17 protein-coding genes are annotated in these 21,844 nt (G+C 66.9%); 11 read left to right on the top strand and 6 right to left on the bottom strand.

All coding sequences use genetic code 11. The features are described 5' to 3' along the window. From ACQR0W_RS22085 to ACQR0W_RS22075, 3 genes are all read left to right on the top strand, one after another. Nucleotides 1-933 carry a DUF2380 domain-containing protein gene (locus tag ACQR0W_RS22085; protein WP_316169785.1) on the top strand — a complete coding sequence of 311 codons (933 nt, stop codon included), beginning with the start codon at nucleotides 1-3 and terminating at the stop codon, nucleotides 931-933. 191 nt (nucleotides 934-1,124) lie between these two features. Continuing rightward, nucleotides 1,125-2,834 (top strand): sulfatase-like hydrolase/transferase, encoded by a 1,710-nt coding sequence (locus ACQR0W_RS22080; protein ID WP_315713333.1) that lies wholly within the window; start codon nucleotides 1,125-1,127, stop codon nucleotides 2,832-2,834. Between the two features lie 126 nt (nucleotides 2,835-2,960). Next, nucleotides 2,961-3,356 carry a rhodanese-like domain-containing protein gene (locus tag ACQR0W_RS22075; RefSeq protein ID WP_316169784.1) on the top strand — a complete coding sequence of 132 codons (396 nt, stop codon included), beginning with the start codon at nucleotides 2,961-2,963 and terminating at the stop codon, nucleotides 3,354-3,356. Nucleotides 3,357-3,499: 143 nt separating this feature from the next. Here ACQR0W_RS22075 and ACQR0W_RS22070 read toward each other — a convergent pair whose 3' ends face one another. Beyond that, on the bottom strand, nucleotides 3,500-5,056 hold the full coding sequence (locus ACQR0W_RS22070) for a glycine betaine ABC transporter substrate-binding protein (protein ID WP_316169783.1): 1,557 nt from the start codon (nucleotides 5,054-5,056) through the stop codon (nucleotides 3,500-3,502). Then, nucleotides 5,053-5,847, bottom strand: a complete 795-nt coding sequence (locus ACQR0W_RS22065) for an ATP-binding cassette domain-containing protein (RefSeq protein ID WP_316169869.1) — start codon at nucleotides 5,845-5,847, stop codon at nucleotides 5,053-5,055. The genes ACQR0W_RS22070 and ACQR0W_RS22065 overlap by 4 nt, the downstream gene beginning before the upstream one ends. Nucleotides 5,848-6,000: 153 nt before the next feature. On the opposite strand from ACQR0W_RS22065, the gene ACQR0W_RS22060 reads away from it, so the two are divergent. From ACQR0W_RS22060 to ACQR0W_RS22040, 5 genes are all read left to right on the top strand, one after another. Then, a complete protein-coding gene (locus ACQR0W_RS22060) occupies nucleotides 6,001-6,807 on the top strand; it encodes an ABC transporter ATP-binding protein (protein ID WP_409997663.1) in 807 nt (268 codons plus the stop codon). A gap of 142 nt (nucleotides 6,808-6,949) precedes the next feature. After that, nucleotides 6,950-7,735 (top strand): ABC transporter permease, encoded by a 786-nt coding sequence (locus ACQR0W_RS22055; protein WP_315713329.1) that lies wholly within the window; start codon nucleotides 6,950-6,952, stop codon nucleotides 7,733-7,735. Nucleotides 7,736-7,957: 222 nt separating this feature from the next. Beyond that, nucleotides 7,958-8,971 carry an ABC transporter substrate-binding protein gene (locus ACQR0W_RS22050; protein ID WP_315769076.1) on the top strand — a complete coding sequence of 338 codons (1,014 nt, stop codon included), beginning with the start codon at nucleotides 7,958-7,960 and terminating at the stop codon, nucleotides 8,969-8,971. Nucleotides 8,972-8,974: 3 nt separating this feature from the next. Next, entirely contained in the window at nucleotides 8,975-9,691 is a 717-nt protein-coding gene (locus ACQR0W_RS22045) for an NUDIX hydrolase (RefSeq protein ID WP_315713325.1), read from the top strand. Continuing rightward, entirely contained in the window at nucleotides 9,688-10,608 is a 921-nt protein-coding gene (locus tag ACQR0W_RS22040) for a polyphosphate kinase 2 family protein (protein WP_315713323.1), read from the top strand. Before ACQR0W_RS22045 ends, ACQR0W_RS22040 begins: the two co-directional genes overlap by 4 nt. Before the next feature lie 252 nt (nucleotides 10,609-10,860). Here the strand turns inward: ACQR0W_RS22040 and ACQR0W_RS22035 are convergent, their stop codons facing one another. Both ACQR0W_RS22035 and ACQR0W_RS22030 read right to left on the bottom strand, forming a co-directional pair. Then, entirely contained in the window at nucleotides 10,861-13,626 is a 2,766-nt protein-coding gene (locus ACQR0W_RS22035) for an EAL domain-containing protein (protein ID WP_316187038.1), read from the bottom strand. A 149-nt stretch (nucleotides 13,627-13,775) separates the two neighbouring features. After that, entirely contained in the window at nucleotides 13,776-15,035 is a 1,260-nt protein-coding gene (locus ACQR0W_RS22030) for a FecR family protein (RefSeq protein WP_316165999.1), read from the bottom strand. Nucleotides 15,036-15,162: 127 nt separating this feature from the next. Between ACQR0W_RS22030 and ACQR0W_RS22025 the strand changes: the two genes are divergently transcribed. Next, complete coding sequence (locus ACQR0W_RS22025; protein WP_315825226.1) at nucleotides 15,163-16,959, top strand: ShlB/FhaC/HecB family hemolysin secretion/activation protein; 1,797 nt, start codon at nucleotides 15,163-15,165, stop codon at nucleotides 16,957-16,959. A 15-nt stretch (nucleotides 16,960-16,974) separates the two neighbouring features. On the opposite strand, the gene ACQR0W_RS22020 is transcribed toward ACQR0W_RS22025, so the two are convergent. After that, on the bottom strand, nucleotides 16,975-18,222 hold the full coding sequence (locus ACQR0W_RS22020; protein WP_315825225.1) for a multidrug effflux MFS transporter: 1,248 nt from the start codon (nucleotides 18,220-18,222) through the stop codon (nucleotides 16,975-16,977). A 205-nt stretch (nucleotides 18,223-18,427) separates the two neighbouring features. Here ACQR0W_RS22020 and ACQR0W_RS22015 point away from each other — a divergent pair, with 205 nt between their 5' ends. Further along, entirely contained in the window at nucleotides 18,428-18,769 is a 342-nt protein-coding gene (locus ACQR0W_RS22015) for a hypothetical protein (protein WP_316187035.1), read from the top strand. Between the two features lie 120 nt (nucleotides 18,770-18,889). Here ACQR0W_RS22015 and ACQR0W_RS22010 read toward each other — a convergent pair whose 3' ends face one another. Beyond that, entirely contained in the window at nucleotides 18,890-21,199 is a 2,310-nt protein-coding gene (locus tag ACQR0W_RS22010) for a tetratricopeptide repeat protein (RefSeq protein WP_434840761.1), read from the bottom strand. Nucleotides 21,200-21,513: 314 nt separating this feature from the next. Here ACQR0W_RS22010 and ACQR0W_RS22005 point away from each other — a divergent pair, with 314 nt between their 5' ends. Beyond that, entirely contained in the window at nucleotides 21,514-21,756 is a 243-nt protein-coding gene (locus ACQR0W_RS22005; protein WP_315713314.1) for a hypothetical protein, read from the top strand. The last annotated feature ends 88 nt before the right edge of the window (nucleotides 21,757-21,844 follow it).

Here is a 21,844-nt window from a genome sequence, read left to right as displayed (position 1 = left end):
ATGTCGAACCGTCGCGTCGTCCGTTGTCTCGTTCTCGCGCTTGCTTTCGCGGCCGGCCCGGTCCGCGCCGCCTCCGGCGATGTCCCGGCCGTGCTGGTCGACGATTTCAGCTATCTCGACACGTCCGGCGAGCCGGTCGATCAGACCGCCGCGCATCAGCGGCGGCTGGATGCATTCATCGCCGCGCTCCGCCGCGACGTCGCCGCCGACGCGCGGCTGCGGCCGGTCAGCCCGTCCTGCGCACCGTCCTGCCCGACCGATGCGTCCCCGGAGGCCCGGCTGCAGATGGCGGCCGCGGCCGGCGCCACCGTCGTGATCACCGGCGGAGTCCAGAAGCTCTCCACCCTGGTGCAGTGGACGCGCGCATCGGCCATCGACGTCACCTCCCATCGGGTTCTGTTCGACAAGATCTTCACCTTCCGCGGCGACAGTGACGAGGCCTGGCAGCGCGCCGAGATGTTCGTCTCGCGCCAGGTCCGTGACGCACTGGCGCCGCCGGAGCCGATCCGGCTGGCGCTGCTGCCGTTCGAGCTCGACGACACCAGCGCGGGCGCCGCGCTCGGCGAGACCGAATCCGACCAGAAGGGGCTGCGGGAGGCGACCGACGCGGTGCGGCAGCTGCTGGCGCAGTCCGGGCGCTATCGCCTGGTGGACGCGGCCGGCGAGATCAAGCCGGGGCAGCCGGTGCGTGAGTGCGACGATTGCGAGGCGCGGGCGGCCCGCGCGCTCGGCGCCCAGCAATCGCTGCTCGGCATCGTGAGACGGATCGGCCGCACCGAATACATCATCGGCTTTCGTGTCCGCCAGGCCGACAGTGGGACGCTCGTCGTCGCCGGTGACAGCGGATTGCGCCTCGGCGCCAATTATTTCTGGAGCCGCGGCGCGGTGCGTCTGGTGCGCGAGCGGCTGCTCGAGACCGGCCCCCAGAATTGAAAAAGGGCGAGGATCGGTACGCGAGGACGGCAGTGATGCCACCTCTCGTCGCGGCGCGAGACGACACGTCGCCCTCCGTGCAAATCCGGGCTGTTGTGATTTGTGACGATTTCATTACGGTCGGATGACAGGATAGCCTTCCTTGATCTGTCGGCATGCGCCGACGAAGGGCGCCTGCTTTCGATCGCCTGATGTCACTGACCCCGAACGACCAACCGATCACCACGCTCGCCGCGGCGAGCGCAACGCGCTCCGCGGCGGTCCGGCTGTCCGCCGTCGCCGCGCCGCATGTCGCGGCGCTGGCCCTGATGCTGCACACCGAGACCGATTTCGGCTCGCGGCTCGGCTTCGTGCTGGCCTGGGGCATCCTGAACTGCTTCTGGCTGGTGCTGCTGCGGCGGCCCGCGGTGTCCGGCGCGTTGGCGCTGACCATGGTCGTGGTGCTGGTGCTGCTGTCGCAGCTCAAGCACGCCGTGGTCCAGATGACGGCGAACTTCGTCGACGTGATGCTGATCGACCACGACAGCGCGGCGTTCCTGTTCACGATCTTCCCGAACCTGAAGCTGTCGGTGCTGGTGGCGGCCGCCGTCGTGCTGCCGCTGATGGGGCTGCTGTGGTGGGCGGATCCGTTCCGGATCGCGCGGCTGCCGGCGCTCGCCGGCAAGCTCGCCTGCCTCGCGGCGCTCACGCTGTATTCGCTCAACTGGCGCGACGAGGCCTGGCGCGGCTATTATGACGACGGCTATCTGTCGAAATTCGCCCGCTCCGGCGTCACGGCGGTGTCGGACTTCCTCGCCAACGGCTTCATGGAATCCGACGGCACGGCTGATCGAAGTCTGGCTGCCTTCGTCCCGGATTCCTGTCATCCGGCCGCGCGCCGGCCGAACATCGTGCTGATCCACGACGAATCCAGCTTCGACATCCGCTCGGCGCCAGGCATCAAGGTACCAGCGGGCTATGGCAGCCATTTCAAGTCGTTCGACGGCAAGGCGCGGCAGTTCATGGCCGAGAGCAATGGCGGACCGAGCTGGTTCACCGAGTACAACGTGCTCGCCGGCCTGTCGTCGCGCTCGTTCGGCCGCTTCGCCTATTTCGTGACCCGGATCGCGTCCGGCCGGGTCGAGCGCGGCCTGCCGCTGGCGCTGCGCAATTGCGGCTACGACACGGTGTCGCTCTATCCCGCGCAGGGCGCCTTCATGAGCGCGCGCAGCTTCCAGACCACGGTGGGCGTCGACCGCTTCCTCGACGCGCGCGATCTCGGCGCCAAGGGCGTCGAGCCCGACGGCTTCTTCTACGATGCCGCGCTCGATCTGATGCAGCACCGGCCGCGCGGAAAGCCGCTGTTCATGTTCGTCTATCTCGCCGCCAACCATTTCCCGTGGGAGACGACGTTCCGGCCCGACCTGACGCCGTCCTGGCGAGCGCCGGGCAATCTGCCTTCGATCGATGAGTATCTGCGCCGCCAGGCGATGAGCGCGACGGACTATCAGCGCTTCCTCGCCAGCCTGAAGAAGCGCTTCGGCGACCAGCCGTTCCTGATCGTGCGCTACGGCGATCACCAGCCGGAGTTCTCGCCGCACATTCTCGATCCCAAGCTCGACGAGGCCGGCATCGGCGAGAAGCTCGAAAGCTACGATCCGCGCTATTATCAGACCTATTACGCCGTCGATGCCGTCAATTTCGAGCCGCGCCAGAGCGCGGTCGTGATGGACCGGATCGACGCCGCCTATCTGCCGCTGGTCACCTTGGAGGCGGCCGGCATTCCGCTCGATCCGTCCTTCGCCGAGCAGAAGGACATCATGCTCCGCTGCAAGGGCGTGTTCTACGCCTGCGGCGACGGCGCCGAGGCGCGCCGGTTCAACCGCATGCTGATCGACGCCGAGCTGATCCGGGGGCTCTAGACTCTCACCGCCCGCGACGGGTCGGTGGCTTCACGGGATTGCGATCGATCCGTCATTCCATGGGAGGATTGTCGGGACGGCCGCGTTGGGCTACCCCGTGCGCTCCGTGTAAGCGAGAGGTTCGACATGTCTACATCCGTCAAGGAACTGATGGCCGCCGCCAACGCGGTGGTCCCCAAGATCGCGCCGGCTGAGGCGCAGGCGATGATCGGCAAGGGCAACACGCTCGTCCTCGACGTGCGCGATGCGCCGGAGATCGAGAAGACCGGCAAGATCGAAGGCGCGCACCACGTCTCGCGCGGCATGCTCGAATTCCGCGCCGATCCGGACTCGCCCTATCACGACAAGATTTTCAGCAAGGACAAGACCGTGATCCTGTATTGCGCCTCCGGTGGCCGCGCCGCGCTGGCGGGCAAGGCGCTGAAAGACCTTGGCTACGACAAGGTGTTCAACGTGGGCGGCTTCAAGGACTGGGCCGACAATGGCGGCGCGGTGGAGAAGCCGATCGAGCCGGGGATGTAAGCGTGCCCAGCTGATTGGTGCGGCGGTCGTTGCGCCAACCACCGCCGCCATTGCGAGCGAAGCGAAGCAATCCAGGGCTCCGCAGGGACTCTGGATTGCTTCGGCGCTCCGCGCCTCGCAATGACGTGCTGCAACGGCAGGGCTTACTTCGACATCTTGCTCCACAGCCAGCGCGCCACCGCCTGCGGCGAGGACTCCGCGTCACTGCCGGAGGCGCGCAGATTGGCCTGCTGCATGGTCGCGATGTCGATGCGGCCGAGCAGCGGTCGTAACGTATCCTGCAACGCGCGGTCCTCGGCACGCTTCGGCGACAGCAGCAGGATCGCGTCGTAAGGCGGGATCGCCTGCTTGGGATCGTCGAGCACGACGAGATCATATTTCGCGATCAGGCCGTCGCTGGTGTAGCCGGCGATGACGTCGACCTCGCCGGAGGCGGCCGCGGCATACATGAAGTCGGGCTGCATCTGGCGCTGGGCGCGGAAGGCGAGGCCATAGGCGTCGCGCAAGGCCGCCCATTCCGGGCGCGAGAAGAACTCGTAGTCGCCGGCGATCGACATGTCGCTGGCGTGGCGTGCGAGGTCGGCGATCGAGCGGATGCCGAGCGCCTCGGCCGTCTTGCGCGGCATCACCAGCGCGTAGGCATTCTCGAAGCCGAGCTCGCCGAGCAGGGTGACCTTGTCCTTGGCGAGATCCTGCTTCAGTGCATCGAGCAGCGCGGCGCGCGGCAACTGCTCCTTGTGGTGGAACTGGTTGGTCCACAGCGTGCCGGAGTAATCGACATAGGCGTCGATGTCGCCGTTCTTCAGTGCCTCATAGATCACGCTGGAGCCAAGCCCGGCACGTGTCGTCGCCGAGAGACCGGCTGCCTGCAGCCGCTCGCTGATCAAGGCCGACAGCACATATTGCTCGGTAAAGGTCTTGGCGCCGATCACGTAGCGCGCCGAGCCGCCGGCCAGCGAGGGCAGGAGACTCGCGCCGACCATGAGCGCGATGGTTGCGGTGCCAAGCCCGACACGGGCACGGCTGCGCCTGCGCAGGCCATCCTCGATCAGCGCCAGCAACTGATCGATGGCAAGCGCCAGCACGGCGGCGGCAATGCAGCCGAACACGACCAGCACCCAGTTCTGGGTCTGCAAACCTGCAAAGATGTAGTTGCCGAGCGAGGTCTGGCCGATCGGCGTCGACAAGGTCGCGGTGCCGATCACCCACACCGCAGCGGTGCGGATGCCGGCCATGATCACCGGCAGCGCCAGCGGCAGCTCCACCATCGTCAGCGCCTGGCGCTCGGTCATCCCGACGCCTTTGGCGGCCTCGATCAGGCTTGCGTCGACGCCGTTCAGCCCGGTGATGGTGTTGCGCAGCACCGGCAGCATCGAATAGAGCGCCAGCGCCAGCATGGCCGGCAGGAAGCCGAAGGCCGAGAACGAGAGCCCGAACCAGCGCAAGGTGAGTGCCGTCAGCGCCAGGAGCAGCGGATAGAACAGCGCCAGCAGAGCCAGTCCCGGCACCGTCTGCACCACGCTGGCGACGCCGAGCAGCAGATTGCGCAGGGCAGGGCGATTGCGCGCGAGCAGCGCCAGCGGAAAGCTCACGGCAAGGCCGAGCGCCAGCGCGGCGAGGCTCACGCGCAGATGGCTGCCGAGATAATCCGTGAGATGCGACAGCGCCTCGGTGAAGCGTGGATCGGACAGTGCGCTCATGCTGTGCCGCTTTCGGGCAGCAGCGCGGCCAGCCGCGCCGCCTGTCGGCGCGGCGTCGTCATCAGCTCCGTCACGTAGGGGTCGCGGCTGGCCGCGAGCTCGGCCGGCGTGCCGATCTCGATCAGGCGTCCGCCGCGCATCACCGCGATGCGGTCGGCGAGCAGCAGCGCCTCGGTGATGTCGTGCGTGATCATGATCGTGGTCAGAGCGAACTGCTCATGCAGGGCGCGGTAGTCGCTGCCGAGCGCATCACGCGTCAGCGGATCGAGCGCGCCGAACGGCTCGTCCATCAGCACGATCTTCGGCCGCGCCGCGAGCGCGCGGGCGACGCCGACGCGCTGGCGCTGGCCGCCCGAGAGCTCGTGCGGCAGCCGGTCGCGATGCGCCTTGCGGTCGAGCCGCACGAGGTCGAGCAGCTCGTCGACGCGGGCGGCGATCTCGTTCGCGGGCGTACCCAGCAGCCTGGGGGTGATGCCGATATTGGCGGCAACCGTCATGTGCGGAAACAGCGCCCCGTTCTGGAACACGGTGCCAACCCGGCGACGCAGGCTGACAGGATCGAGGCCGGCGATATCCTCGCCGGCAATCCGGATCGCGCCGCCGTCCAGCTCGATCAGGCGGTTGGTCAGCCGCAGCAATGTGGTCTTGCCCGAGCCGGAGCCGCCCACGATCGCCAGGAACTCACCCTCGGCGATCTCCAGCGAGACGCCGTCGACCGCGGTCACGGCGCCTGCCGGGCCGGGGAAACTCTTGCGGACGTTGGTGTAGACGATGAACGGCGTGCGCGGCATGCGGCCTTGCGGAATGTTGGCCTTAGGGTTGGCCTTAAGGTTGGCCTTGGGCTCAGTCAGACGACCTAGCACGTCCGGCCGCCGCGTTGAACTTCGCCGCGCAAGCGGCTAAGCCGTCCCGGCCATTCTCGGGGGAGGAACTTGGACGTGACGATGCCCACGGCCGCCGCGGTCGCGCTGGAGCGAACGACGGTGGCATTCCGTCTCGCCGGCGGACGCACCTACACCGCCGTCGAGACGGCGGATCTCAGCGTCGCCGATGGCGAGTTCGTCGCCATCGTCGGGCCGACCGGTTGCGGCAAATCCACCCTTCTCAACGTGGCGGCGGGACTGCTGAAGCCGGCCGCCGGCCATGTGCGCATCTTCGGCCAGCCTCTGGCCGGCCTCAATCGCGACGCCGGCTACCTGTTCCAGGCCGATGCGCTGTTCCCATGGAAGACCGCGCTGGAGAACGTCGCGATCGGGCTCGAGGTCGCGGGCACGCCGTCGAAGGATGCGGCCGCCAAGGCGCAGCAATGGCTGACCTCGGTCGGCCTCGGCGCATTCGGCAACCGCTATCCGCACATGCTGTCGGGCGGCCAGCGCAAGCGCGTGGGGCTCGCCCAGGTGCTGATCCGCAATCCGCGCATCATCCTGATGGACGAGCCGTTCGGGCCACTGGACGCGCAGACGCGGCAGATCATGGGCAATCTGCTGCTCGATCTCTGGAATGCCGACCGCAAGGCGGTGCTGTTCGTGACCCACGATCTCGAGGAGGCGATCGCGCTCGCCGACCGCGTCGTCATCATGTCGGCCGGTCCGGCCTCGCGCATCATCGGCGACTGGCGCGTGACCCTGCCGCGTCCGCGCGACATCTTCGAGGTGCGCATGAAGCACGAGTTCCACGAGCTGCATCGCGAGATCTGGCAGACGCTGAAGGCGGAGGTCGAGAAGACCTACAAGCAGGCGGAGGCGGTGTGATGGGAGCAGTGACTCGTTCGATCATGAGAGCCTCGCTGTTTCCACTTGGACAGTGCGCTCCCTCCCCCACAAGGGGGGAGGGAGCGGAGCGGCGTGCGCGGCTCGCGCTTTGTCTCTGTCACCACGGGCGCGGAGTAGCGTAATGTCGCGTCTCGGTCTGCTCGCGCTGCAATTGCTGGTCGCGGTCGTCGCGATTGCGCTCTGGCAACTGCTCGCCAGCGTGCCCGTGTTCGGGCGCATCTGGCTTCCGCCGTTCTTCTTCTCCAATCCGGTCGACGTGTTCGCGCAGGTGATCAAATGGTTCGCCACCGGGGCCATCTGGAAGCATCTCGCGATCACCTTGTGGGAGTCGATCCTGGCGTTCGCGATCGGCTCGCTCGGCGGCGTGCTGGTCGGCTTCTGGTTCGCGCGCAAGCCGCTGGTCGCCGCCGTGTTCGATCCCTACGTCAAGATGGCCAATGCGCTGCCGCGCGTGGTGCTGGCGCCGATCTTCACGCTGTGGCTGGGGCTCGGCATCTGGTCCAAGGTCGCGCTCGGCGTGACCTTGGTGTTCTTCATCGTGTTCTTCAACGTCTATCAGGGCGTGAAGGAGGTCTCGACCGTGGTGCGCGACAACGCCCGCATGCTCGGCATGAGCGAGCGGCAACTGATGCGCCACGTCTATTGGCCGTCGGCGCTGTCGTGGATGTTCTCGTCGCTGCACACGTCGGTCGGCTTCGCCGTCGTCGGCGCTGTCGTCGGCGAATATCTCGGCTCCGCGGCCGGCCTCGGCTATCTGATCCAGCAGGCCGAAGGCATCTTCGACGTCGCCGGCGTCTTCGCCGGCATGTTCGTGCTGTCGGCATTCGTCATCCTGATCGACATCTGCGTCACGCTTGTGGAGCGGCGGCTGCTGGTGTGGCGGCCTGACGCCGCCGAGGGCCGATGATCGCCGGGCTGCTGCGCCACCCACCGCTGTCGTCCCCGCGAAAGCGGGGACCCATAACCCCAGGGAGCGGTTTGGGGCAGGCGGGACGACCGATCTTTTCTCGCCGCGAGATCACGCGGTATGGGTCCCTGCGTTCGCAGGGACGACAGTGGAGTTTGGAGCGGCCTTTCTCTTCACACCACGCCGTCCTAATCTGATCGACAACATGAACGGAGGAAACGCATGAACAAGATCATCGGCCGGGTCACCGGCGCGCTGCTGGCGCTGACGTTGAGCACTGGTCTCGCCAGCGCTGCCACCAAGGTCACGATCGCAATCGGGGGCGGCGCCTGCCTGTGCTATCTGCCGACCGTGCTGGCCAAGCAGCTCGGCGAATACGAGAAGGCCGGGCTCGAGGTCGAGCTGGTCGACCTCAAGGGCGGCTCGGATGCGCTGAAGGCCGTGCTCGGCGGCAGCGCCGACGTCGTCTCCGGCTATTTCGATCACTGCGTCAATCTCGCGGCCAAGAAGCAGGAGATGCAGTCCTTCGTCGTCTACGACCGCTATCCCGGTCTCGTGCTGGTGGTGGCGCCGTCGCACAACAAGGAGATCAGCTCGGTCAAGGATCTCGCCGGCAAGAAGGTCGGCGTCAGCGCGCCGGGCTCCTCGACCGACTTCTTCCTGAAGTACATGCTGAAGAAGAACGGTCTCGATCCGTCGGGCACCGCGGTGATCGGCGTCGGTCTCGGCGCCACCGCGGTGGCCGCGATGGAGCAGGGCCAGATCGATGCGGCCGTCATGCTCGATCCCTCGGTCACCGTGCTGCAGGGCAAGCATCCGGACCTCAAGATCCTCAGCGATACCCGCACCCAGCACGACACGCTGGAGGTGTTCGGCGGCGAGTATCCCGGCGGCGCGCTGTATTCGACCGCGGCCTGGATCGCCGGCCATGACAAGGAGACGCAGGCGCTGACCAACGCCATCGTGGCGACGCTGGGCTGGATCCATTCGCACACTCCGGAGGAAATCATGGCGAAGATGCCGGAGGAACTCGTCGGCAAGGACAAGGCGCTGTATCTCGCGGCGCTCAAGAACACCATCCCGATGTACTCGCAGACCGGCAAGATGGATCCGAAGGGCGCCGACGCTGTGCTCGCCGTGTTCAGCACCGGCTCGCCCGATGTCGCCAAGGCCAATGTCGACGTCAGCAAGACCTTCACCAACAAGTTCGTTGAGCAGGCGAAGGGGGCGAAATAGCGGATGACGGACGTCGTCATCCACCGCGTCACCACGCTCGACCTCAAGGTCGAGCCGTGGGACTGGCCGTTCGCGAAACAGCGCCGCGACGACATCGCGGCGCATTTCGCCGAATGCCAGCGCGCCAGGCCGGGCCTGTGGAACGGCCGCGTGCTGCTCGGGCGCAACCCGCGCTTCGCGGATAGCCGGTTCACCGCGAGCTATTTCGAGACCGATTTCGCCAGCCTGCTGGCGTGGCGCGACTGGGGCTTTCCGGATCGCACCGCCTTCAACGGCTTCGGCATGGGCGCGCTGCGTGCCGCCGACGGCGCCTTCGTGCTCGGCGAGATGGGCGCGCATACCGCCAATGCCGGCCGGCTGTATTTTCCCGCCGGCACGCCGGATCTCGCCGACGTCAGCGACGGCGTGCTCGATCTCGCCGCCAACGTCGCGCGCGAGGTCGAGGAGGAGACGGGACTCGCGCCATCGGACTATCAGGCCGCGGCGCATTGGGACTGTGTCGTGACCGGCGCGTCGATCGCGCTGATGCGCGTGCTCGACGCCTCTGACATGGGCGAGGCTCTGCAGCGCCGCATCGAGGCCAACCTCGCGGCTCAGGACGAGCCGGAACTCTGCTCGATACGGCTGGTTCGAAGCCGGAATGATCTGACTGCGGCGATGCCGCGCTTCGTGACCGCCTTCCTCGAAACGCAATTCAGCCCCGGAGAGCCGTCCTCATGAGCAAGAAACCGCGCACGCTGGCCGATGAGCTCGATGGTTTCATCTCGCCGTTCCGGATCGATGGCGGGCACAAGTTTCACCTCAAATCGCACAAGACAAAGGTCAAGGGCGGCCTCGCCAAGGAGGAGGGCGAGGCGATCATCGAGCAGAATCGGACGCGGCTCGCCGATTTTCAGGAAAGGCTCTATGCACAGGACCGCTGGTCAGTGCTGGTGCTGCTGCAGGGCATGGACGCCTCCGGCAAGGACAGCGCGATCAAGAGCATCTTCGAGGGCGTCAATCCGCAGGGCTGCGAGGTCACCTCGTTCAAGCAGCCGACCTCCAAGGAGCTGGACCACGACTTCATGTGGCGCAGCGCCATCGCGCTCCCCGAGCGTGGCCGCATCGGCATCTTCAACCGTTCCTACTACGAGGAATGCCTGGTCACGCGGGTGCATCCGGAGATCCTCAAGGCCGAGAAGCTGCCGCCGAGGCTGGTCACCAAGAACATCTGGCGCGAGCGCTTCGAGGACATCTGCGCCTTCGAGCGTTACTTGTCGCGCAACGGCACCGTGATCCTGAAGTTCTTCCTCAACATCTCCAAGGAGGAGCAGCGCGCGCGCTTCCTCGACCGGCTGGAGGAGCCGGCGAAGAACTGGAAGTTCTCGATGGGCGACATCACCGAGCGCGCGAAGTGGCATCGCTACCAGGCGGTCTATCAGGACATCGTGCGCCACACCTCGACGCCCTACGCGCCGTGGCACGTCGTTCCGGCCGACCACAAATGGTTCGCCCGTGTCGTCATCGGCTCGACCATCGTCGCCGCGCTGGAAAGCCTGGATCTGCACTTCCCGCGCGTCGATGCCGGCTCGCGCGAGGAGTTCAAGGCGGTGCGCAAGGCGCTCGAGAGCGAAGCCAAGGGCGGGAAGAAAGGGTGAGGGCGTAAGGCGCGGGCTGAGGCGAGAAGCCGAGGTGCACCTGCACTCTCTCGTCATTCCGGGGCGCGCGCAGCGCGAGCCCGGAATCCATAACCCCGATCGCCTGCGAGGGAGCAAGGTCCGTGCAACAGCGCGCCGTTGTCACCAACGACCGCCTGTGGCGATGGATTCCGGGCTCGCGCTGCGCGCGCCCCGGAATGACGGCGGAGAGAGCGGTTGACCTGCGTTAGCTTCGAGCGTGAGACCTGAGCCTCACGCCGCGCCGGCTTGGCGCATCTCGTCGTCCACCGCGAGGAATCGCTGCGTGAAATCCGCCGCCGGCATCGGCTTGCCGAAGTGATAGCCTTGGCCCTGCTCGCAGCCGAGCCGCAGCAGGAACTCGGCCGTCGCCGCGTTCTCGATGCCCTCGGCGATCACGGACAGCCCGAGCTGCTTGCTCAGGCTGACCGTCGAGCCGACGATGGCCGCGTCGTCGGCCTGGGTCAGCACGTCGCGCACGAAGGAGCGGTCGATCTTCAGGCCGTCGAGCGGGAATTTCTTCAGGTAGCTCAGGCTCGCATAGCCGGTGCCGAAATCGTCGAACACCAGGCTGACGCCGAGCGCCTGCAGCCGGTTGAACGTCTGCAGCACGCCGGGTTCGTCGTGCAGCAGGATGTCCTCGGTGACTTCGAGCTCGAGCAGGCGCGGCGACAGGCCGGTCGACGTGAGCAGCTTGCTGACGAAGGCCGCGAGGTCGCCGGACTGGAACTGGGACGGCGAGAGGTTGACGCCGACGCGGATGTCGTGGCCGGCGAGCTGCCACTCCCGCGCCTGCCGGCAGGCGGTCGCCATGACCCAGGTCGCGACCGCCTCGGACAGATGCGAGGTGTTGACGACCGGAATGAAATCACCGGGAGGCACGAGGCCGCGCGTCGGGTGGCGCCAGCGGATCAGCGCCTCGGCGCCGATCACGCGGCCGCTCAACAGCTCCACTTGCGGCTGGTAGAACAGCTCGAATTCGTTCCGCTCGACGGCGAGCGCAAGCTCGGCCTCCAGCGTCAATCTCTGCTCGAGCTCGTAGCGGATGGCGCTCTCGAACAGCACGTGGCTGCCCCGCCGGTCCATCTTGGCGCGACAGAGGGCAAGGTGGGCATTGCTGAGCAGCTCGTCTGCCGAGTGCCCGCCCTCGGGATGCACCGCGATGCCGAGGGTGACCTTGACGCGCTGTTGGCGCGTGCCCGCGTCCAGCGGCGCCTCGAACAAATGCGACAGATGATCGGCGAGCTCGGCCACGGTGCCGCCGACGGCCGAGCAGGGAATGGCGACGGCGAACTCGTCGCCGCTGAGCCGGGCGACGCGGCCCATGCCGCCGATCTCGGTGCGGAGCCGGTCGGCCGCCGCGCGCAAGACACTGTCGCCGTAGGCATGGCCAAGCGTGTCGTTGATGCGCTGGAAGGCATCGAGCCCGATCACCAGCAGCGCGACCTGGTCGGCCGCGGCATCCGCGGTCTCGATCATGGCGGCGAGCTCGCTCTGCAGCGTGTTGCGGTTGACCAGGCCGGTCAGCGTGTCGTGCTCGGCGAGGTAACGAATGCGCTCCGCCTTGCGCTTGCGCACCGAGACGTCGCGCAGGATCACGCCATATTGCAGGCCGTCGGCGCCCTGCCAGGCGGAGAAGCTCGCCTCGACCGGAAACACCTCGCCGTCCTTGCGGCGGCCGTCGAACTCGATCGTGGCTCCGCCGGGCAGCAACGTCGCCGGCAGCGCCGCCTCCTGCTGCGGAAACAGGTCATGCGTATCGCTGCCGTCGGCGCGCAGGCGCGCGAAGGGCTGGCCGATGATCTCGTCGGCACCGTAGCCGAAGATCGCGACAGCGCCCGGATTCCACACCGTGATGCGCCGGTCGCGGTCGGTACAGACCAGCCCGTCGCCGATCGACATCGCGATTCGCTCGAAACGGCTCTCGGCGACGTGCCGCAGCAGGCCGCGGAAGTCGATCTCGTCGAGGGCCGTGGCAGCGAGATAGGCGACCAGCGCGATCTGCAGCAGCGAGGTGTCGAGCACCAGGGCGTAGCGGTCGTGCAGCAGCAGCGCCACGGCCTCGATCAGGACGCTGATCATGGCGATCAGCAGTGCGCGCCGCGCCGCCGAGAGGTGCCGCCAGCTCGCCAGCATGATGATGACGATCAGCAGCAGGCCGCCTACGGCGGCCGTCGTCGACGTCGACAGCAGGGTGCGGTGCTGAATGATGGACTCGGCCGCCAGCGCCTGCAGCATGACGCCGGGCAGAACGCGGCCGTTCGGCACGCTGTAGTAGTCACCGAGCTCGATGGCGGTCGCGCCGACGATCACCCGCTTGTCCTTGAGCCTGGACAGCGCCGCCGCGTCGCCGCGGACGACATCGACATACGACACCCGCGGCAGCGACGACAGATCGATGCCGTAGTCGACCAGGAAAGAGCTGTCCTTGACAGCATCGCTGCCGGCGAGGAACGCACCCATGGATTGCAGGAAGGTTTTCGCGCCGGCGGTCTCGCTATATTCGCCGAAAGCGTAGCTTCTGACGCGGCCATCGCGCGCCACTTCGATGTTCACGAAGGCCGACCATGCGAGCTGCTCGAACTGCGGCAGCGGCCGGTTGAGGTGAATGGCGGTGTCCTTCCCCGCCGCATCGAGCTGCCTGAAGGTCGGCAGCACGACCGAGCTCTTGGCATTCTGGAGCGCGGTCAGGAAGGCCTGATCGCCGGCCGCGTCGGACGGCGTGCTGAAATCCACGTCGAAGGCGACGTCGCGGACGCCGGCCCGCTGCAACTGCTCCAGCAGGCGCGCATGCTGGGTCCGCGGCCACGGCCAGACGCCGATGGCTTCGATCGAGCGCGGGTCGATCGCGACCACCGCGATCTCGCCGCTGGCGGGGCGATTGTCGAGGCGTAAGCGCAGGTCGACGAGGGCGTTGCTCAACAACTCGTGGCCGCCCGACAGGCCGACCGTCAGCAGCGCAACGACCACCAGAATATGCGGCATGAACCGCCTGAGCATGCCCTCTCCCGAATGTCTGCGTGCCACGTCGACGCCCGCGTTCGTGATCCCAACTTCATCCCGCTCCGACCGCAGAGCCATGGAACCCTGCAAGCCCGCGCTCCCCCATGACGACGCATGACGCAGGCGTTACGCTCGATCGGGACTCCCTAATTCTTGCTGTGGCCGTAAGCGTGGGCGTTGCCGTTGCCATGATTGCCATTGTCATGGTCGCCGCTGTTGCCGTTACCGTTGCCGCTATTTCCGTTACCGCGGTTACCGTTACCGCTGTTACCGTTGCCGCTGTTGCCCTGGCCGTTGTTGCCGTTGCCATTGCCGCCATTGTTGCCGCCGCGGCTGCCACCGTTGGCGTTGCCGTTGCCGGCGTCGCCATTTCCGGCGGCATTGGCGCTGGCGGATCCGCTTGGCGAACCGACCGCCGCGGTGACGGCGGCTGCGATCGAGGAATCTCCCGACGTGCCGCTTGCGGTGGCCGAGTTGCCAGTCGCATTGCCGCTGTTGCCGCGCGCTTCATTCCAGGCGGTGCTTCGCCCTCCACCGGCGGCCGGCGTGTGGGCGCCGTGGGCGAGGCCGCGTGTCGCCTTCTGGATGTTCAGGTTGACCTCGCCGATCGATGACGAGATCCGCACCACGCCGGGCTTCGCGCTGCCGAAGGCGGCCGCAGAATGCTGCTGAGCGGCGACCGTTGTACCGGGGCGCGCGGCCGAGCCGTCGGCGTTCAGCGCGTGGATCACGCTGCCCTTGGCCTCGCGCGGCGCCTGCAGGCCGTCGCGCGGCACCGGAACACGATCGATCGTGGAGGCGCGCGGGCGGCCCTGCTCGATCGGGCTGAAGGTGCCGGCGCCGGACAGGCTCAGGCCGGCGCGGCCGGTCGCAAAGGCGGTGGCGGCCTGACCGGGCATCACCTGGGCGATCTGGCCGGTCTTGAAATCCGACACCTGCACCTGGCCGCGGCTGACCTCGACCTTGGTGCTGCGGCCTGAGATCGTGACGCTGAACTGCGTGCCCTTGACCACGGCGGCGAGATAGGGCGTCTCGACCTCGAAATGCTGGACGTTGCGTTTCTCGACGTCGAGCAGGATCGAGCCGGCGCGCTGCAGGATGGTCGTCGCCATGCCGTCCTTGGGCGCGGCGGGCAGGCCGACCTCGGAGTTCGGCGCGATCACGATCGTCTCGGCGCCGCGGGTCAGGCGGACGCGGCCGGTCGGCCCGGTGCGGATCGTATCGCCTGGCTTCAGCGGGTCCTCGCGACCGAGCGAGACCTGCGCTGCGCCCTGGGTGGTGACCCAGACCTCACCGGACGATTTGCTCACCAGCCACGGCTCACCGTCGGCCGCGAATGCGGCCGGCATCGCACCGAAAAGGCACGCGGCGATCAGTCCCGGTATCAGGAAGCGCTTGGATGACATGGCACGAACTCGCATCGTTGGCGGCTTTTGAAACTAATCGAAATGTTTCAAGAGACCCTTAGGAGTTGCAGCCGTGTTTTCCTCACGCATTTACGCTTCGTTGACCTTAACAAACTAAAAACGAGGCATGCGCGCTGGTTGTGTCGACGGAACTGGGAGGACTGCGGGTTGGCGCGACTTCGCGGCCGTACCGCACGGCTCGCGACGGCTGCACGGAACCGCGATCGCCGCCGGCATTTCCCTGTCGGCGTTGCTGTTTGCAGCAACGGCCCATGCGCAGCAGGTCGGCCAGCCGAGCTTCGATCCGCGGCAGACCGAGCGATATTTCGACGAGCAGCAGTCGCGGTCGACGCAGCCGCCGCCGCGGCCGCGTGCGCCGCAATTCGCGCCCCAGGGCGGCGGCGATCGCAAGCCCTTGTTCACCATGCGCGGCGTCACGCTGACGGGGGCGTCCGCGCTGCCCGCCGAGCAGCTCGCCGCGAGCTATCAGCCCTATCTCGGCAAGCCGGTGTCGCAGGCCGACCTCGCGGCGATCACGACCGCGATCAGCGATCAGTACCGCGCCGCCGGCTACCATCTCAGCCGTGCGATCATACCGCCGCAGGACATCCATGATGGCCGGGTGCGCATCCAGATCATCGAAGGCAGCATCACCGAGGTGACCTTGAAGGGCGCCGGCGCGGAAGAGTTCGGCATCAGGCCGATGCTCGGCCCGGTGCTGGCCGAGCAGCCGTCCCGGCTCGCGACACTGGAGCGGCAGTTGCTGCTGATCAACGGCCGCGGCGGCGTCCGTCTGGTCGATTCCGCGCTGGAGGAGATCGGCGGCACCACCGGTCGGTTCCGCCTGGTGATCGAGCTGCAGACCTGGCACGTCTACGGCTTCGCTGGCGTCGACAATCTCGGCTCGTCGACCGTCGGTCCCTGGCAGAACTACGCCACGGCCGCCTTCAATTCCTATCTGCTGCCGGGCGACACGCTCACCGCCAACCTGTCGACGACGCCGGGAGATCCGCGCCAGCTCGCGTTCGGCCGGCTGTCCTATGAGGTGCCGGTCGGCACCGACGGCGCCTATGTCGGCGCCTCCGCGCTTTACAGCGAGGTCCGGCCGGGCGACCGGAGACGGCTGTTCAACGACAACACGGTGACCGAGACGCTCGAGCTGCGCGGCGGTATCGCGCCGATCCAGTCGCAGCGCGCCTCGCTGAAACTGAATCTCGCGGCCGCCTTCAGCGACGTGACCGAGCGCGACCTGTTCGGCATCTGGTATCGCGATCGCATCCGGACGCTGACCTTCACCGCCGACTACCGCTGGAAGGATGATGTCGGCGGCGACAGCTACCTGACGCTGGCCTACCGGCAGGGCCTGAACGCGTTCGGGGCGACGCCGCTCGACGATCCCCTCGCCTCGCGCGCCGGCGCCTCGCCGAGCTTCTCGGTCTTCAACGGCTGGTTCGCGCGCTATCAGACCTTGTCCGAGGCGTGGTCGCTGAAGCTCGCCGCCGCCGGCCAGCTCGCCTCGGGTCCGCTGTACAATTCGCAGCAGTTCTATCTCGGCGGCCTCGCCTATGGCCGCGGCTATGGCAGCGCCGAGATCAGCGGCGACAATGGCGTCGCCGGCACGTTCGAGGTCCGCTTCGAGCAGAAACCGAACTGGCAGTATCTCACGAGCTATCAGCTCTACAGCTTCTTCGATGCCGGGCTCGCCTGGAACGACGGCTTCCGGCCGTCCGACGGAGTGGCGCTGACCTCGGCGGGTGCCGGGGTGCGCTTTACCTTCCCGAACGACTGGCGCGCCGATCTCGGCGTCGCCGCGCCGCTCAGCTATCGCGCGCCGGGCAACACGACGCGCAGCGCGCGTCTGCTGTTGACGCTGTCGAGCGTGCTGAAGCTGTGCCCGCAGCGCGGGCAGGGGCCGTGCATTTGAGGACCTCGGCGGCGGTCAGACCGGCTTGCCTTGGCCGTGGAACAGCCGGCCCTTCTCGGTGATCAGCACGATGACGAGCGCGCTCGTCGTGCAGGCCAGGAAGCCCGCGGCGAACGGCAATGCCGTGCCGTCGAACGCCTGGCCGACGACGGCGCCGGCGGCCATGCCGAGCAGGGTCGTGATCGAGCCGTAGAGCGAAGACGCGGTGCCGGCATTGGCGCGCTGCGGCTCCATCGCCAGCGCTGTGAAGTTCGCGAACATCAGGCCGAACGAGAACATCATGCCGGCCGACAGCGTCATGAACAGCCACAGCGGCAGCATGCCGAGAACCGCCGCGCTGAAGCAGGCCAGCGCGATGACGACGCTGCCGACCAGCGCGCCGTGCGAGATCATGCGCATGCCGAGCCGGCCGACGAGGCGGGCGTTGAGGAAGCCGGCCACCGCGATGGTCACCGCGATCGCCGCGAAGGCGAGCGGGAAGTAGTGGCCGAGATGGTAGACGCCGGTGAACAGTTGCTGCGAAGACAGCACGTAGCCGAGCACGGCGCCGAAGATGCCGCTCGCGGCGAGCGCATAGCCCAGCGTCTGACGATTGGTGAGGGTGTTGCGGAAGGCCCCGACGATCTCTTTGACCGAGAACGGCTTGCGCTCGCTCTCCGGCAGCGTCTCGGGCAGCCGTGCGGCGGTCCACAGCAGCGTGACGATGCCGTACAAGGTCAGCACGACGAAGATGCCGCGCCACTGCGTCAGCAGCATCACCGCCTGGCCGAACGACGGCGCGATCACGGGAATGGCGATGAACACCATCATCGCCAGCGAGACGACGCTCGCCATGCGGCGGCCGGCATAGCAGTCGCGCACGATCGAGGTCGCGATCACCCGCGTCGCCGCGGTGCCGAGACCTTCCAGCGCGCGCGCCAGCAGCAGCATCTCGAAGGACGGCGCGGCGATCGCGAACAGGCTGGCGACCGCATACAGCACCATGCCGCCGATCAGCACCGGGCGCCGGCCGAAGCTGTCGGACAGCGGGCCGATCACGAACTGGCCGAGACCGAAGCCGATGACGAACGCCGTCAGCACCGTCTGCAGCCGGTTGGCGACGTCGATATGGAACGAGGCGCCGATGTTCGGCAGCGCCGGCAGCATCATGTCCATCGCCAGCGGATTGAGCGCCATGATCGCCGCGACCACGATGACGAATTCGGTGAAGCCCATCGGCCGGTGACGGACGATCTCGATGGTGTCGGCACTGGTATCAGCCAAGGCGCGGGCCTTCCATGGTGTTGAGAATGCGGGAGAGATCACCGATAAGTATCGGGTTTGCTGCGCCGCACAAGGCGTGTTTCGGAATGGCTGGTCACCGGCGCCGGCGCTTTCGCGATTGTGACCGGTTGTGACCCGCTGAAAATTGCGCCAGCGGCGACGCGATGGTAACGGCCGTGTGATCGACGTCCGGATCCAGGCCAGCATGAAGACCTACAAGATCGTCGTCTATGTCCCTGAAGCGGCGGGCGACGCCGTGCGCCGCGCGATGGGCGAGGCCGGCGCCGGCCGCATCGGCAATTACGACCACTGTTCGTTTACCGCGAAGGGCGTGGGCCGGTTTCGTCCGCTGGCAGGCGCCAACCCGGCCGTCGGCGCGGTCGGCCAGTTCGAGACGATCGAGGAGGAGCGCATCGAGACCGTCTGCGCCGAGGACCGGCTGAAAGCCGTGCTACAGGCGATCCGCGCTGCGCATCCCTATGAGGAGCCGGCGATCGATGTCTACCCGATCGAGGTGGTTGCGTTGCGATCCGCCGACAGTGCTTGATCTCATTGAGGAGCCGTTCGACTTTGTTGCGTCCCTGGTCATTTCAGCGTCGATTTCGCACTCGCTCCATTTGAGGTTCTCGGGCGCCCTTTGTGAGCTCAAGCAGGAGAGCCAGCTATCTTAGTTTGGCTTGTCAATCTGCCGCCTGATCTCGCCGATGAACGCCGCCAGATTCCGGTCGTCCGGCGTCATGATTGCGAGCCTTTCGGCGTAGCCCAGCGCCGCCCTTGCATCGCCTGCCCCGCGGCTGAGCGAAACCAGAGCGGACAGCACGTCCCTATCATTGGGATGGCTTTCCAGAGCTTCCTTTAGGACCGTCATTGCCTCGTCGGCTCGCCCGCCGGAATGCAGCGCCACCGCGTAGACATAGATATAGCGTGCGCGACCCGGTTCGAGTTCGGTTGCTCTGCGCAACTCGGCGAGCGCCTCGTCGTGCCGCTTCAGCCGGGTCAAGGTCAGGCCGAGTGCGTGATGCGCGGCCGCGTCGGTAGGTGATGCCGCAATTGCTCCGCGCAGAACGGTTTCTCCGTCGCCGTCGCGGCCAATTTGGCGATAGAGGTCGGCCAGATTGATGGCCGCCGCCGCATAGTGCGGGCTGAGCCTGAGGGCTGCCTTGTACTCGGTCTCTGCGTCCCCGGTCTGTCCGCGCAAGGCCAGGAAGTTTGCCAGTGCAGTGCGGGCCTCGGGCCGTTCGGCATTGGCGCGCTGCGCCGTGATGAATTCGTGTGCCGCCCGATCGAAGCGTGCGCGATCGGGCAGCGGCTGGCTTGCGGTCGGAACGGAAGCGAGCAGGGAGGCGACCCTGATCCGCACGCCACGCACGGGATCGGTGAGCAGCGGCGAAACCAGCGGCCAGATCTGGCCGGCAGGCACGTTTTCCAGCATGTCCAGCGCGCCGATCCGCACCATGGGATCGGGATCGGCCAGGCCTGCCCGTGCGGTCGCAATGTTCGCCGGAGCGATGCGCGAGGCGAGTTCGCCGAGCGCGCTCGCACGCGCCACGGCCGGCGCGTTCCTGTCCGCGGCCAGAAGGCCAAGCAGCGCGGCGGCGTCGGCCTGGTCGCTGCGTGCTGCGCGGAACGCGGGCCCATAGGTCTGGAAGCCCTTTCGGTCGGACCCGAACCATTGCTCGATCGCGGCGGCGGCCCATTGCGCCGGCTTGTCGCTGTGGCAGTCGTTGCAGGCGTTCGGGGTTCCCAACGTGACCGAAAGATCGGGTCGCGGAACGCGGAAGGCGTGATCGTGACGCAGGTCGATCTGCATATAAGTGCGCGCCGGCATGTGGCACGCCATGCAGGTCGGCGCCGGATCGGCGCCCGCGTGATGGCGATGCTTCGCATCGGCGTATTTTTCGGACGCATGGCATTGCAGGCAAACGCCTTCGCCGGAGACTCGGAGCTTTGCGCCGTGCGGCTCGTGACAATCGCTGCAGGTCACGCCGGCGGCAAACATCTTGCTCTGCTTGAACGGCGTATAGTTATAAGGCTCCTCCACATCGCGGATCTGGCCATCGGCATGATAAGTGGTCCGCGCCAGCGCCTCGACAATGTGGGTCTGGGACAGCGATTGACCGGGTGCCCAGTCCTCGCTGAAGCCGGCACGGCGCGCGTGGCATAGCCCGCACGTCTCGATCTCCTTTCGCAACGCGGCCGGCGCGGCTGAACGCGTCGCATTTCCGCTCCGCGGATCGATCGGCCAGGTGACGCCGCGCCGTTCGTCGAAACGGACCAGCAATCCCTTGCTCGGATCCTCGTGCTTGCCGAACGGCCACCAGCGTTGCTTGTCACGAGCCCAGGCGGCGTGGGCGGAGCCCTGACCGTGACAGGTCTCGCAACCGACGCTGATTTCCGCCCATGTCGTCGCGAAGCGATCCGTCGCGGCGTCGTAATGCTTGCGCACGCCGGTCGAGTGGCATTCCGCGCACATGAAGTTCCAGTTCTGGTTCAGCTTGGTCCAGTGCAGGACGTCGTCATGCTTGATCTCTTCCTCGGGATGGAGATGGAACCAGCGCTGGCCGCCTTTGTCCTTGGGCCGGCCGTCCCATGCGATCGGCAGCGCCTGGATGCGCCCATCTGGAAACTCGACGAGATATTGCTGCAGCGGATCGACACCGAACGTGTACTTCACCTCAAACACGGCAAGCTTGCCGTCGGGCCCGTCGGTTTCGACCATGAATTTTCCGCCATCGCGGAAGAGGCGGGAATGCACACCGAAGTAGTCGAAGCTCTTGTTGAAATCGCCGAGCACCGTCTTGTCGGTCGCGTGCGCCATCGCGGCCTTGTGCTGCGAAATATCCCATAATTTGGCTTCTGCCTGATGACAGCCGGCGCAGCTTTCGCTGCCCACATAGGTGGCGACGAATGAGGCCTGCGCCGTGGAGGCCGGTCCGTCGGCCTTGAGGAGATGAAAAACCATGCCGACCACCAGCACGAGCGCGATCGTGACCGCTACTGCTATCCAGATCGCGCGCCTGGAGAAGGCCGTTTCGCCGGAAGCAAGCCGATCCGCCGGCGCAGCCGGTGATGGGGCCGCGGCGGATCCCTTCCGCGGTCCCTTCGTGCCGGCTTTTGGCGGCCTGCGTGTCAACGCTTGTACCTCACGCCCCAAATTGGTCAGCTTGCGATCAAGCTGCTCCGTCGGTCATTTCCGCACATGCAGGAATGTCTGCCAAGGTCGCTTGACCTGCATCAAGGTGTGCCTCCCGGAGGGGCCGATGATGAGCTTTCCGATGGGAGGATGCCAAGATGAAATTATCAGTTGCCCTGACAGGGCTGTTGCTGGTGACGGGGTTCGTAGCCGCGAGCACCGAAAGGGCAAGTGCCGTGGTGTATTGTCAGTATGTCGAGTATCCCGTCGGCTGCGTCGTCAGGCCCGGCGTCGTGCTGCGGCCCCGCCCGGTGGCGCGCGCCGTGGTGGCCCCAGGCGTGCGCGTGCGGGGAACGCCGATGAATCGAGGCGGGCCGGTCAATCGCGTCGGCAGACGCTAGAATTATAGAATTATCGCTCTCCGCGAGCCGGTTGGGCCGGCCGAACGTCATTGCCCGCGCCGATGATCGCGGTTTGCGGGCAGGATCG

This window comes from Bradyrhizobium sp. HKCCYLRH1034 (assembly GCF_051168375.1).
Lineage (GTDB): Bacteria > Pseudomonadota > Alphaproteobacteria > Rhizobiales > Xanthobacteraceae > Bradyrhizobium.
Note: the sequence above shows the minus strand (reverse complement) of the source record. Positions and strands in the feature narration are given on the sequence as shown.

Bases quoted from the DNA above. Each gene is read 5' to 3' on its own strand.
- ACQR0W_RS22085 (WP_316169785.1), top strand. From the start codon at position 1: ATGTCGAACCGTCGCGTCGTCCGTTGTCTCGTTCTCGCGCTTGCTTTC.
- ACQR0W_RS22080 (WP_315713333.1), top strand. From the start codon at position 1,125: ATGTCACTGACCCCGAACGACCAACCGATCACCACGCTCGCCGCGGCG.
- ACQR0W_RS22075 (WP_316169784.1), top strand. From the start codon at position 2,961: ATGTCTACATCCGTCAAGGAACTGATGGCCGCCGCCAACGCGGTGGTC.
- ACQR0W_RS22070 (WP_316169783.1), bottom strand. From the start codon at position 5,056: ATGAGCGCACTGTCCGATCCACGCTTCACCGAGGCGCTGTCGCATCTC.
- ACQR0W_RS22065 (WP_316169869.1), bottom strand. From the start codon at position 5,847: ATGCCGCGCACGCCGTTCATCGTCTACACCAACGTCCGCAAGAGTTTC.
- ACQR0W_RS22060 (WP_409997663.1), top strand. From the start codon at position 6,001: ATGCCCACGGCCGCCGCGGTCGCGCTGGAGCGAACGACGGTGGCATTC.
- ACQR0W_RS22055 (WP_315713329.1), top strand. From the start codon at position 6,950: ATGTCGCGTCTCGGTCTGCTCGCGCTGCAATTGCTGGTCGCGGTCGTC.
- ACQR0W_RS22050 (WP_315769076.1), top strand. From the start codon at position 7,958: ATGAACAAGATCATCGGCCGGGTCACCGGCGCGCTGCTGGCGCTGACG.
- ACQR0W_RS22045 (WP_315713325.1), top strand. From the start codon at position 8,975: ATGACGGACGTCGTCATCCACCGCGTCACCACGCTCGACCTCAAGGTC.
- ACQR0W_RS22040 (WP_315713323.1), top strand. From the start codon at position 9,688: ATGAGCAAGAAACCGCGCACGCTGGCCGATGAGCTCGATGGTTTCATC.
- ACQR0W_RS22035 (WP_316187038.1), bottom strand. From the start codon at position 13,626: ATGCTCAGGCGGTTCATGCCGCATATTCTGGTGGTCGTTGCGCTGCTG.
- ACQR0W_RS22030 (WP_316165999.1), bottom strand. From the start codon at position 15,035: ATGTCATCCAAGCGCTTCCTGATACCGGGACTGATCGCCGCGTGCCTT.
- ACQR0W_RS22025 (WP_315825226.1), top strand. From the start codon at position 15,163: ATGCGCGCTGGTTGTGTCGACGGAACTGGGAGGACTGCGGGTTGGCGC.
- ACQR0W_RS22015 (WP_316187035.1), top strand. From the start codon at position 18,428: ATGAAGACCTACAAGATCGTCGTCTATGTCCCTGAAGCGGCGGGCGAC.
- ACQR0W_RS22005 (WP_315713314.1), top strand. From the start codon at position 21,514: ATGAAATTATCAGTTGCCCTGACAGGGCTGTTGCTGGTGACGGGGTTC.